The 11,856-nt window shown below is 44.4% G+C and carries 13 protein-coding genes; 1 reads left to right on the top strand and 12 read right to left on the bottom strand.

The genetic code is table 11. The annotated features are described in order from the left end of the window. Positions 1-24 precede the first annotated feature (24 nt). From ETEE_RS19105 to ETEE_RS19095, 3 genes are all read right to left on the bottom strand, one after another. Positions 25-549, bottom strand: coding sequence for a hypothetical protein (locus ETEE_RS19105; RefSeq protein WP_051905151.1), 525 nt, complete (start codon positions 547-549; stop codon positions 25-27). A gap of 264 nt (positions 550-813) precedes the next feature. Further along, on the bottom strand, positions 814-1,449 hold the full coding sequence (locus ETEE_RS19100; protein ID WP_034164951.1) for a hypothetical protein: 636 nt from the start codon (positions 1,447-1,449) through the stop codon (positions 814-816). Beyond that, complete coding sequence (locus tag ETEE_RS19095; RefSeq protein WP_034164952.1) at positions 1,430-1,786, bottom strand: hypothetical protein; 357 nt, start codon at positions 1,784-1,786, stop codon at positions 1,430-1,432. Before ETEE_RS19095 ends, ETEE_RS19100 begins: the two co-directional genes overlap by 20 nt. A 577-nt stretch (positions 1,787-2,363) precedes the next feature. Between ETEE_RS19095 and ETEE_RS22270 the strand changes: the two genes are divergently transcribed. After that, positions 2,364-3,017: an N-6 DNA methylase gene (locus ETEE_RS22270; RefSeq protein WP_337588727.1), complete on the top strand. Its 654-nt coding sequence runs from the start codon at positions 2,364-2,366 to the stop codon at positions 3,015-3,017. A gap of 58 nt (positions 3,018-3,075) precedes the next feature. Here the strand turns inward: ETEE_RS22270 and ETEE_RS19080 are convergent, their stop codons facing one another. The 9 genes from ETEE_RS19080 to ETEE_RS19050 form a co-directional block, all read right to left on the bottom strand. Beyond that, positions 3,076-3,348, bottom strand: a complete 273-nt coding sequence (locus ETEE_RS19080) for a helix-turn-helix domain-containing protein (protein ID WP_034164955.1) — start codon at positions 3,346-3,348, stop codon at positions 3,076-3,078. 57 nt (positions 3,349-3,405) lie between these two features. Continuing rightward, complete coding sequence (locus ETEE_RS19075) at positions 3,406-4,659, bottom strand: ParB/RepB/Spo0J family partition protein (protein WP_034164956.1); 1,254 nt, start codon at positions 4,657-4,659, stop codon at positions 3,406-3,408. A 3-nt stretch (positions 4,660-4,662) separates the two neighbouring features. After that, entirely contained in the window at positions 4,663-5,448 is a 786-nt protein-coding gene (locus tag ETEE_RS19070) for a ParA family protein (RefSeq protein ID WP_034164957.1), read from the bottom strand. Positions 5,449-5,670: 222 nt separating this feature from the next. After that, positions 5,671-6,588, bottom strand: coding sequence for a chromosome partitioning protein ParB (locus tag ETEE_RS19065; protein ID WP_034164958.1), 918 nt, complete (start codon positions 6,586-6,588; stop codon positions 5,671-5,673). A gap of 469 nt (positions 6,589-7,057) precedes the next feature. Beyond that, positions 7,058-7,798, bottom strand: a complete 741-nt coding sequence (locus ETEE_RS19060) for a DsbA family protein (protein WP_370558374.1) — start codon at positions 7,796-7,798, stop codon at positions 7,058-7,060. Positions 7,799-7,908: 110 nt separating this feature from the next. Beyond that, positions 7,909-8,805, bottom strand: coding sequence for a hypothetical protein (locus ETEE_RS19055; RefSeq protein ID WP_051905145.1), 897 nt, complete (start codon positions 8,803-8,805; stop codon positions 7,909-7,911). Between the two features lie 4 nt (positions 8,806-8,809). Further along, positions 8,810-9,088 carry a hypothetical protein gene (locus ETEE_RS20655; protein ID WP_071881967.1) on the bottom strand — a complete coding sequence of 93 codons (279 nt, stop codon included), beginning with the start codon at positions 9,086-9,088 and terminating at the stop codon, positions 8,810-8,812. 590 nt (positions 9,089-9,678) lie between these two features. Continuing rightward, on the bottom strand, positions 9,679-10,218 hold the full coding sequence (locus tag ETEE_RS20650) for a PD-(D/E)XK nuclease family protein (RefSeq protein WP_071881966.1): 540 nt from the start codon (positions 10,216-10,218) through the stop codon (positions 9,679-9,681). Between the two features lie 11 nt (positions 10,219-10,229). Beyond that, a complete protein-coding gene (locus ETEE_RS19050) occupies positions 10,230-10,739 on the bottom strand; it encodes a hypothetical protein (RefSeq protein ID WP_034164978.1) in 510 nt (169 codons plus the stop codon). Positions 10,740-11,856 lie beyond the last annotated feature (1,117 nt).

The raw sequence follows: 11,856 nt of genomic DNA, 5'->3' as shown, positions 1-11,856 counted from the left end.
TAGAGCCGCGAACGTGGCTCTATCCTAAACACACAAATCACGGCTGTACTGTCTCCGAGCATTAGCTGCCCGACGCCAAGCTTGCCAAACTCTTACATCAAAGTTCTTCCCATAGCTAGGATCGGGAAGGCGAGCTTTTTTATCATGAGGTTTATTAGATTGGGCTAATTTTTTAATCTCTGCACGAAGCTGCTTAGATAGGATTAAGCCTCTAACCGCTAGCTTGGCATACTGACATCGCATCACATGAAAAGCATATTCCGAATCATGATCCGCCTCATCATGTATGAGGCTTTCTATCTCGTTTTGTAGGAACGGCAGCTCTCGTATGCGATACATAAGAGATGCCGATAAAACACGCCAATTGCCTGAAATATCATCAAAGGAGATTATGGGAGTGCCTATAGTTGTTCGAGTTCTCCCGTCTTGCTCTATATCTCTGTAGTCGGTAGCGATATCCAAACACGCTCGTACATAACTCTCAAGAGAGAATATCAACTCTGTTCCTATAAACAGCAACTCCTCGTACTCTTTCTGATCACGTATCATCCTCTCTCTTTTGTTAGTGAGATAATGATTTTGCCAACTAACGCATATGGCTATTGCAGCACCGGCCACCGTAGAAGCTATCGATCCCCATACACTCATAATCCATCACCTAGACCCACTAAAGCTCGTAAAAAAGAAAGGGTTTCACATGTGAAACTCCACTTATCATACCCAAGCCAAGATGTATCTACACCCTATCGATTTTCACATGTGAAAGTCGGAATCAAGGGAGTAAGGAAAGGACATTGAAGTGGGGAGTAAAGACTATACGATACGTGCGGCCAGTACGACGGACTCTCTCGTCACATGAGCTGGTGTAAACCCTAGGATTTCAAAATCTAGGGGAGCGATCACTTCTTCCGGCCCTCCCCAGATAGTCTGAGCAACAGCCTCAAGAGCATCACTATCACCCTGGTAAGCCTCCGGCTCACCATTAGAGTAACGGTATTCTAAACTCCCATCTTCTTGAACCTGCATGATGTTTATCAGAACACTATCTTCTCTAACCATTCGTAACCAGATCAGAGCACCACCAGTGGTTTGATGGGTATCGCTAATTATTGCTCCGTAATGGCTCATAACAAGTCGATAGATGCGCATAGCAAGCTTAGCGCCTCGATAATCCTCATGAACATAGACAGAAGTCACCTGTGGGCTTGGCTGGGGGAAACCGTTAGGAGTGACGGGACAAAACTCAAGTACGACATTTGCTGAAATCTGATCTGATGGAACATGGCGCAGATACAACCGCGACATCCCAAGATCCTCTTCGAGAACAACACGATGCTGATCACCGACATTATCAGTGATAGGAGTTAAATCTTGATAGGCCTGACTGTCATCTATGTCATCAGGCCAAATTAAATTTTTTTCGTGCTCTTCAATTATAAGCGGCGACATGACCTAATGAGTTCCATCCCACTAACTTCCTGCAAAGCTCAACAGCCTGACTTTTTAGAATGTTGGAAAAATTCAGATCACCCGCAGGAACGGCATCAGCATCAATCTGCTCAATGCACTTCTCACGTCCGTCAGCCTCATACTGGAGAACCATCAAGGGTGCAATCTGCTCACGACGATCTGCTTGCTGCCACTTATCATGAACAACGATTAATAAAGGGCGTTTAACACGCTCTTTGTTAAAACGAACTTCGAATTCCCCCGGAACACCCGGCACGCGAAAGCGACCCAACAGGTCATAGCGTTTACCGATAGTGTATGGTGTATGAGTAATCATAATCACCTCCGTCATCAATCCAAAGTCTTCATATAAGCGATAATAACGTCAAAGTTGACGCTACCGTCAGTATAGCGAAACGAAGGGCCCTTGCAACCGTTTCGTTTACAATTTCAACAGAATTAGGGGCAATCAGTGATTATCAATCACATTCAACATACGGGTTATCCGTATGTTTACGGTATTGATTTTTGATACTATAAATAGTATTTTTTGATACGGAGAAAGAAAACCCCCTGTTGCAGCAGGGGGCCACATATCACTCAATGCGACGGAGTTACTATGCAAGTCCAGTCTACGATAAACACAAGCGTTAGTCTAATTAGCAACCTCGAAACACTCTTCGAGTTGAACCCACTGATTGCGCCGATAGAACAAACTGTGCCACTTCTCAAAGTCCGTTTGTCGGACCTTCCTCAGATGCCTGCCGAACAGGTTATTCCTCTCTTACGGACAATGCCTGAGTGGTGTGGTGAAGCAATAGCAAAAATGTGCTGCTCCCAAATTAGCGCGAAGCATTCATAACTAATCTCTTATTCCCCCAGGGCGTCTGGGGGATTGGTCAGATTGTTTTCTCATGACAAAAATAGGAGCCAATATGTCTGCTCAGCTTGCTGCTTTAAGAGCAAAGGCAATAAGCCTTATTGAGCAATCACGCTATCGTATGGGGACGAATAGATTCATTGAGGCATTCATCGATAACTGGGCTTACCTCCAAACAAGGCTATACCCCCCTCAAGAAGTAATCCCTGATGAATTGAACAGTGTAGCCATAGAACTTTCGCATACTCTATCGTCCACAATGAAGCTCTACCCAACCAATGACGCGCTAGGATACATACTCAGTATGTTCGGCTTGCATCATAAAGGGACAAGCTACTTCCCTACCCCCCCCGAGGTTGGCTTACTGCTTTCCCAACTTGTGAACAATAGAGATGGGAATGACTTCTACGAACCATGTTGTGGATCTGGCATCAATACTATCCAGTGGATGGAAAACCGGATCAAAGAAAGTGGAACCGAAGCTATAAGGCATCTATCAATCAATCTAGAAGACATTGACCCACTGATGATCAAATCCTGCCTGATCCAGCTACTACACTACTTTGAGTCACGTGATGTTACTCCCAGGAGTTTGAGCATAGTCTGTATCAATACAATCTCGCGACAAACCAAAGGAGTATCCTATTATGCGGAACAACCTCCCCACACATTGAGCCACTGTATCTAAGTATGAAAAAACCGACTATCACAGTCGGTTTTTTACTTTAACTTCATAATGTTAATCACTAAAGATTACCATATCGGGTAATGAAAGCCTTACGATCTAAAATCCCCCAATCGGTAAGGATATAGTATCCAGTGGCACCGCGTTCACCAGTTGACTCTCTAACAAACAGGATGTTCATTCCAAACTCATCACGTAACGATGAAAGCTGGCGCTTGATTGTTGACTCTGGGATATCTGTAAACTTGTGAAGGTCCTGGAGGCTTGGCTTCTCAGCTTTAGACAGGGCATTAACTAATGCAAATTTTCTCTTCATGTCCTGTGAAATTTTCATATGTACCTTCACCTATTTCCTCAGGCCCAACCAAATAAGTTGGGCCTAATCCTGTTATTAACCTTCGATAGCCAGAAGCTGGATGTCTGACACCGGCACCATGACATGCTTCTCTTTACCACTGTTATCCAGTATTTTCACGCAAGCCATTGCTGGAGACAACGACACTCGTTCTGTCATGATAATACCGCGCTTCATCTCACCATCTAGCTCTACACTGACAGTAAAGATCAAATTTTCCGCACGGGCATTCTTCCACTCTTTGCTCTTAGGCGACGGAGTTACTACACCACTACTCAAATCAGGGTTAGTCTCCGGTGCAGAACCTGATTCAGAACCTGATTCAGAACCTGATTCAGAACCTGATTCAGAACCTAATTCTACACCAGTATGAGTGATATTCTGATCCATGCCTCGATGCTCAGTAGAGCCAGAATTATGAATATCCTCCTTAACACGCTTGGCATCATTCAAGATCTCCAAACTTTGTTTACTGGATATCCCATCGGTCAAAGCTACAGCACAAACAGTACGGCAGCGATTCTCATCCACATCGAACAAGAGACCAAGATTTTTCAAGGTATCAACATCAGTACATAATCCCTTTTCATAGACGTCTTGCACACAGTCAGGAAGCTTCAGCAAAGCAACCTTAGCATCGGTTAAATACTCTCTACTCTGCTTGCGAGAGATACCGTCACTCAGAGCAGCAGAACAGACTGTTTGACACCGAGACTCATCTAGATCAAACAACAGTCGCAAGTTGTTTAGTGTTTCGATGTCAGAACACATGTCATGTTCATACAGTTCTTGCACACACATAGGCAGTTTCAGTAAGGACAGATGTGTCGAGACAAACGAAACACTCTTGCCAATACGTTCACCAATCTTTCGCTGCGACCATCCATCCTCAACGAACTTATTCAAGGCTAGGGCGATCTCCATTGGAGTGAGATCATCACGCTGGATGTTCTCGATGAGCTCCCCGGCAGTTTCGTCTAGAGGATTTAACTCTTGGTCATTAATGATCAGCTCGATTGTCTCAATTCCAGCGTGCTTACAGGCTCGCCAACGTCGCTCTCCCTTCTGAATTACATACTTACCATGCTCATTTTTAGGGGACACGATAATGGGTGATTGCTGCCCATCTGTAAGTATAGTAGCCGCGAGTTCTTCAATTTTACGAAAGCGCTTTCTGACCTGCACCTTAGATACAACATCATCGACAGGAACGACAAGGATCTCCTTGCCTCGTTTACCAGTTGCCGCTTTAGCCAGATCGGATAAGCTTTTTAGATTTTTTAGCGCCATGGCTTAGCCCACCTTTTTAACAATTTCAGCCAATACTGCTAGAACCTCTTTTGCCGCAACATGTCCATAGCGCAACTCCCAGACAGGAACCCCTTCGGAAATTGCACTATCCAGCGGCGGACGGTGCATTATCTTATTCTCGAACAAAAGTTCAGGAACAGTTGCCTCTAAAGTCTTCAACGATTTTTCATGATTAACAGAACGATCCATATCGTTAATCACAATCCCCAAGATCTCCAGTTCTGGGTTATACGCCTCACGAATACCAATGATCGTATTCAGGAGGCCTTCTACACCATCTACAGAAAAGCCGGAGAGCTTAACCGGGCATACTACATGGGTTGACATAACCAGAGCAGCCACCAGCTTTCTACCGAGGCCAGGAGGACAATCCACCAGCACGTAATCGTAGTTTTCGATTAAATCAGCCAAATGGCGAGCAGGGTTCATCGCCTGACCTAGAGGGATAGCCTCCATTTCGAATAGGTCAGAGTCATTCTTTGGTGTATGGATGAGATCAGCACCACATGGACAGGACATCACTTCAACCTTATCCAGTTCATAAGCGAACAACTCCGCAGCCTTCGTCCCAGAAAGAATCGGCTCAAACTCGCCATCCTCTAGATATCGTCTAGGGGCCAGCCGGGAAGAGGTATTCCCTTGTCCATCCATATCCAACACCAGCACTTTCTTCTTTTCTATCAGAGTCAAATAAAATGCTTGTTGGATACAGAGGGTGCTCTTACCAACCCCGCCTTTCTGGTTGGAGAAACTAATTACTTTTCCCATACTCACCCCTATGATTAGTCAACAACGAAAGTCCTCTTTCACATGTGAAAGATTTTATAGCCCAAAAAATGATACTGCAATATCTAATTATGGTCCTGTTAAAACAATCTAGAAACAAAAAACGGCCAGAAGGCCGCATGTACAATAAAATCGATGCTGGTGGATTCTCGGTTAGGTTAACTTAGGCAAGCTAACCTAACCACGCCTACCGGAAGCATAGGATTACTCCCCACTATCTGCCTCAGGGCTACTAGGCTTAGACTTCGACTCCAGCTCAGTCAGTTTCGCCCTCAACTCTTGAAGGGCCTCAACATCTTCCTTACTCAGCGTCAGCGTAAAATCACCATCAGCGGTCGGCTTAATATCATCGAGGCGGTTAGTAATTGTGCTTACACTACGGCGCATAGCCTCCACTACCTTTTTCCCCAATCGAGGCCCCTTCTCAACGGATTTCTTCGTCAACTTCTTAGTCTGCTTATCACTATCGCCGCTGCCTTGTTCTTCTTGGGCTTTTTTCAAAATATCAACAGCAGCAGTTCCATGCTCATTATAAAGAGCTTGTGCGTAGGTAGCGGCGACAGTACCTTCTTGAATCATCCGTTTTAGCTCTAATGGCATTTCCAAAAGCGCACGGGCGCTACGAACATGCTCGGCTGAGCGACCAACACGCAGGGCGATCATTTGATCACTCCATCCCCAATGTGCGAGTCGAGCATAAATTACAGCTCGCTCAAGAGGCGATAGAGGGAGGCCATCGTTGCTTGTTGCAATCAGTAAGTTCTGCTCCGCTTCATCACCACGATGCTCCACCACTTGTACAAGCTTAATATCTGCGCCTTCCTCAATAGCGCGTAGAAGCGCCCGACGACGGCGGTGCCCTTCACGAATATAGACTTTGCCATCGATAACTTTGACGATGATTGGAGGAACATAATCCCCGCGCTTATAAGCCTCAGCCAAGACACGGATACCCTCTTTAATGTCAGGGCGATCATAGTAATTGTCACAAAAGGCTCCGCGAGTATTAAACCCCTCCTCTTCAAGTAGGAGCTGGGGAGCAATGGTGAAACCATCGCCTTTTTTCAGATCTTGAGCTGGAGTGACACCTTTAAGAGCGCGAAGTGAATTGATAGCAGCCATGTTGTTCCCCTCTGAATCCTCGATTAGCTTTTAGTATTATCTCGACAGTGATGTTTTTTTCTGCCTCAGGTCCCCAGGAAACAACAGCGTTCCCAACACCCTACCTTCATTTGCCACATGAGTCGCTCAACGACAATATAATCACTCTCAGATGATACACTTACTTTATAGCATCATTTTATGATGCTGTAAAGAGGTGTGACGCTGACAGAATTTACAATTGAGCATGTTTCACATGTGAAACTCGTACCATCATTGTGCTCCCATTTCCAACCTACTGCTTCCTTACCAATACCCATTTTGGGCAAATTTGATTGGATTAACACGGAGTGTTCTAGGTCTCCTAGCGTAAAATCCCCGGCTAGAAGTGGTTCAGAACTTTTTGAACTATAAATAGAATGAAGCTGACATCGAGGCCAGCTTCTGAGACCATTAGGTAGATACAGCCACCAGCGATCCATAACAACTGTCACTGGTTATTAGAGGCTCCATCGTCCTCTTGCTGAGACTCTACCATCATTTTTCGCATAACAGCCATGATGGCCTGGGGCGGCTGTGCCCCGCCTAAAAGCTGAGTATGTCCTGTGATGTTATCGACAACAAACGTAGCTGGAGTACCGTTGACACCGTTTTCTTTAGCTTTCTGAATGTCTGCTTTAACTTGCTCGTCATACTTCCCAGAAGCCAAACAAGCCCTAAACACATTAATATCAGCCCCAACGCCAGAAACCAAAGCGGCAAGATCTTGCACTCCTCGCCCGTTCCCTTGGGTATGTTCAAAGACATCACTCAAGAATACCCAAAAGCCCCTATTACCCTTCTGCTCAGCAATACACTCAGCAGCTACGGCTTGTTTGTATGCTGCCGGATTGTGGAAATCTAAAGGCATATGTTTCCATTGCCAATTTACGTTCCCCTTGCTGGAATCTACGATTTTCTTGGGTGTATCATGGAACTGCTTACAGTACCCGCACTCCAGGTCAGAAAACTCAACAAGGGTAAAGCGAGCATCCATATCACCATAAATATGCTTACCATCAGTTTTCTCAGGTGCAGATGAAAATAAAGCGAACTTACTCTTTACCTCATCCTGTTGCTTTTTCATGATAAACCTATTAACACTTGCTTCCACTGCGGTATCAAACTCAGCCATGTTCTTAAAAGTAAGAGTATCTCGTCTCTGAGCTATTTCCTTTTTAATCTGGTCCATCTCTGCTTTAGTCTCTCGATCTTTCACAGCCAACTGGTAGATCCCAGCTCCCACGCCAATAGAACCTAAAACTATCGCAACAATGACTCCAATTCGTAGTTTTTGTCCTATCATATCAAACGACTCCTATCAGTAAATTTTGCTGAGCAACTATCAATAATTTCTTGCCAGAACATGTCCCCAGCCAGATTTATATTTCCCTTGTTTTTTTCCCAACTTCTGATTTTAGGATACACACGGGATGCAATGAGATGATATGCACGGCAAAAGTCAGCTACTGTCGTATAAGTTTTACCGCCATAACAAATATGAATTGCTTTCTTTTTAGTAAGTATTTTTTCCCATTCTTTTTCTGATAACTCCTCAGCCTTCTTTCCTATATCAGAAATACGCTTGCGCACTGTAACAGGGTCCATGCCATAAGCTCGCGCAACACTCGTAACGCAATTGAATCTTCTACCCTGTACAGAAATTACTGACATACTTCCTTTCTTTGAGTTTTTATTTTCCTTATATTTGAATCCTCGGTAGTTAAGTTTGAAGATACCTGGAGCAAGCTGTTCACGGAATTCAATGTTCTGCTCAGAGCGTACAAACTTATCGTTAATTTTTTTCAGCATAAATTCTGCACGAGATATCACCTGAATCAGGATTTGCTCTAAGAACATTGCATCTGCGGCACGACTAGGTAGACCAATCTCGCCATCCTGTTCTATGCCCATCATCTCCGCATGGCCTGATCCCTCGGCATATCTAAAACAACCTTCGTGCTCAAACAGATATGCAGCCAATCCCCCTCTCATTTTTGCTTTGAATCTCAAGCTAACAGCCTGTTCGTGTGCACAGATTTGCTCTGATAGATCAATCCCAAAGTGACTGGCTAACTTATTCAATTGACTAATAGGAATGAGATATCCTGGCTGAGATATCTCAGATAAAACAACCTCATCAGCGAGGCCTCTCTTTTTTAACTCAGCGAGAAGGTAGGGGGAGCGAACAACATCCATAACATCAAACTCCCTGTGCTATAGAAATGATCACCTCACATAGCTTCCCATAGGCTGTAGCTAAGCAAAGAGAAGCCACAACCATACAAAATGCTTGTAGTTGATCCTGTTTAGCCGTTCGAATAACCCAAGGCATCATTCCACATAAAGCTGCAATTAAAGCCCCTATACTCCCTAAATTAGGAAAGATTAGGGACTGTGCCAGGATGAATACACATTGTGCGTAGCCAGCATGGCGCATACCATCCTGAGCCTCATTGGAGGATAGTTCTTCTTTAATCATTCAATTACCCTCTTATCAAAAGTTACAACGAAACAATTTCGGTCAGATACAGATGTAATCTCTCCTATATAACTAGCCTACATGAGTTATAAAAAATGCAACCCCGCCAAACTGCCCAAATCAGGCAAAACAGAATGAGCCTATGTGAAAGCTTCCTAAGCCAGGAGAGGGAGATCGTGTTTCACATGTGAAAGGCCTGAACCAGGGGAGGGGAGGGGGAGATCGTGTTTCACATGTGAAAGACCTAAACCAGGAGAGCGGAGGGGGAGATCGTGTTTCACATGTGAAAGGCCTGAACCAGGGGAGGGGAGGGGGAGATCGTGTTTCACATGTGAAAGACCTAAACCAGGAGAGCGGAGGGGGAGATCGTGTTTCACATGTGAAAGACCTAAACCAGGAGAGCGGAGGGGGAGATCGTGTTTCACATGTGAAAGACCTAAACTAGGAGAGCGGAGGGGGAGATCGTATTTCACATGTGAAAGACCTAAACCAGGAGAGCGGAGGGGGAGATCGTGTTTTGCATGTGAAAGGCCTGAACCAGGAGAGGGGGAGGGGGAGATCGTGTTTCACATGTGAAAGCCATCTTCCCCTTATGAAGATGGTTTGGAGTTCATATGGAAGCGACCACCACAATAACAGGAAGGGTGGACTGTACCCGAATGAATATCTTGGTAGCGTTGCCACAGTTTAATAACTTCTCGATCGCTCAATAACTTTACTTTTAGGTAGCGAACTTTTTCACCATAGGCATCTTCAACAACAGTTCTAACATAGCCATACTTTGCAACAGGGTAACTGTACTGGTGTTTCAAAATCAGTTGGTAAGCCGATAACTGAATAATGTCAGAAGAATAGATACGATGGGCCCCCCGAGATTTAGTATCCAGAATAATGAGAATACCTCGCTTAGTTTTGAACACTTGATCAACTCGGCCATGTATCGGCACAGGGAATGAAGTTGACACATCTCGCTCAGATAGGAACAAGGTTGCTGAACGCAGCTCATAAGGCATATTCTCTGATTTCCACCATCCCCAAATATCACCTATACACCGCTGGCGCCATAGGTCTACTTTCACGATCACGAAGGGAGCAATGATCAAAGCTAATATCCAGAGAGCTGCTTTCATAATTCCCTCTATTACTTAACCCAATCGGGGTGATTCGTTGCATCCATACTTTTTACTTGTGATGAGGCAGTTACTACTTCTTCTGTCGTTAGCACTGTTGAAGTAGATCTCATGATGAAAGGCCTCAACATTCCAGTGGTATAAATGTTGATAATCATGTGCAAGCGCTCAGAAACCTCTGATACTCTGCGCCAACGCCGGTAAGTCTCAGTAGACTTTGTATACCCAATTAGGGCTGGAGCAAGCGATTTGGAGTCCTTAAACTTCAATGTCCCTTTTGCTGCTCTTAAAACATACTCGGCAACAAGAGATGCCCACATCTCGGAAGATAGCTCTCGTGGTTGCTTCATGGCTTCGAAATCGGCCTGGTTGATGGTAAACAAACGGATAAGATTGTTACGGTAATCCCGCACATAAATGACGTGGCTTTCGAAGGGATTTGAATGGTTAAAAGCATCCATTTCCCAGCCAGCAGTTTCAAGATGAGCGTTAGATACGGATTTATCATAATTAAACTCCACTCTATGCTCTCCATCTTGTTTCCTTGGTACTTTCACATGTGAAAGTTTTCCATCAGTCATGACGTTCAATAGATCGTGTCCTAATGTCATGTTGAAATCTCTAGGAACAGGTTCCCCTTGGTAGAGGAAATTAGGTTCGTTATCAGGGTGAAAGACACCATGAGGGATCGTGTCATTATCCCCGAGCCACATTCGAAGCCTCAGATCCACCAGCCATCCATCCTCTAAGATGATCCAAAAATGGGGGGGCACGATATCTTTGGTTTGTTCGTTCTGTACGAAACCGTACATGCAGCTATGTCGAATTTCTGCTTTATTAAGTAAGTAGCTTATAACCCGAGTCATGCCATCACATTCAATCTGGCAGTCGTCTAAAGTCATAAGGACAGCCTCTAACTCTTGATGCCATTCGGTCATTTGCTTTTTGTTTTTCGTTAGCATGGTCTTTTTCTCGTCAGTCCCACATTCAATTATTACGTTCTCCGATTCGGTACGGCCCAATTCCGGCAATCACTCGACGTCGAAACTTATAGCTTCTTTGAGGGAACACTTTTAACCGTGCAACGTTCCCACATATCGACTCACCACAATCCCAACTCAACTGAAAAGCCACTTTTAAGTAGTCTTTTGTCTTGCTATCCAAAAGATTGATTACTGATGCAACCGAAACAGCACTTTTAGATGGTTTTAGGATTTGTTTATAGGTCCCTAATAAGCCGAGATGTTCAACGCTGTCCCCATATTCATCGAACCATATTTTAATACTATAGTATCATATAATAATATTGTAAATGGGTTTCGTTTATCGATCGTGATGGTGAAAAAGGATCAGTAACTCTGTTTGTTGGTTTGTTTTGGTGAAACATTTCACGGTAGGGATCTGTTACGAGGCTCATCCCAGGGAAGGCATAGTTAGTGCTTCATATGATTGATCGGCCATAAAACGGCGTGTAAGCCGCTCTAAAGGGTTTTTCAGTATGAGAGTGGGGTAACTTATGCAATAGCACCTAAAAGGCTCTATGGCTATTACAGGCGTTTTTAGTGGGGTGGCTGTTTAACTGTCTATCTTTGCGACGATCAGATGAATGAGATGATCTTGAGATAGGGATCTAAGATC

The sequence above is a fragment of the Edwardsiella anguillarum ET080813 genome (genome assembly GCF_000264765.2).
In the GTDB taxonomy this organism is placed as follows: domain Bacteria; phylum Pseudomonadota; class Gammaproteobacteria; order Enterobacterales; family Enterobacteriaceae; genus Edwardsiella; species Edwardsiella anguillarum.
Note: the sequence above shows the minus strand (reverse complement) of the source record. Positions and strands in the feature narration are given on the sequence as shown.

What these genes read in the sequence shown, in the direction of transcription:
- ETEE_RS19075 (WP_034164956.1), bottom strand. Translation starts at nt 4,659, where the DNA reads ATGGCGCTAAAAAATCTAAAAAGCTTATCCGATCTGGCTAAAGCGGCA.
- ETEE_RS19055 (WP_051905145.1), bottom strand. Translation starts at nt 8,805, where the DNA reads ATGGATGTTGTTCGCTCCCCCTACCTTCTCGCTGAGTTAAAAAAGAGA.
- ETEE_RS19070 (WP_034164957.1), bottom strand. Translation starts at nt 5,448, where the DNA reads ATGGGAAAAGTAATTAGTTTCTCCAACCAGAAAGGCGGGGTTGGTAAG.
- ETEE_RS20650 (WP_071881966.1), bottom strand. Translation starts at nt 10,218, where the DNA reads ATGAAAGCAGCTCTCTGGATATTAGCTTTGATCATTGCTCCCTTCGTG.
- ETEE_RS19065 (WP_034164958.1), bottom strand. Translation starts at nt 6,588, where the DNA reads ATGGCTGCTATCAATTCACTTCGCGCTCTTAAAGGTGTCACTCCAGCT.
- ETEE_RS19060 (WP_370558374.1), bottom strand. Translation starts at nt 7,798, where the DNA reads ATGGACCAGATTAAAAAGGAAATAGCTCAGAGACGAGATACTCTTACT.
- ETEE_RS20655 (WP_071881967.1), bottom strand. Translation starts at nt 9,088, where the DNA reads ATGATTAAAGAAGAACTATCCTCCAATGAGGCTCAGGATGGTATGCGC.
- ETEE_RS19105 (WP_051905151.1), bottom strand. Translation starts at nt 549, where the DNA reads ATGATACGTGATCAGAAAGAGTACGAGGAGTTGCTGTTTATAGGAACA.
- ETEE_RS19100 (WP_034164951.1), bottom strand. Translation starts at nt 1,449, where the DNA reads ATGTCGCCGCTTATAATTGAAGAGCACGAAAAAAATTTAATTTGGCCT.
- ETEE_RS22270 (WP_337588727.1), top strand. Translation starts at nt 2,364, where the DNA reads ATGACAAAAATAGGAGCCAATATGTCTGCTCAGCTTGCTGCTTTAAGA.
- ETEE_RS19095 (WP_034164952.1), bottom strand. Translation starts at nt 1,786, where the DNA reads ATGATTACTCATACACCATACACTATCGGTAAACGCTATGACCTGTTG.
- ETEE_RS19080 (WP_034164955.1), bottom strand. Translation starts at nt 3,348, where the DNA reads ATGAAAATTTCACAGGACATGAAGAGAAAATTTGCATTAGTTAATGCC.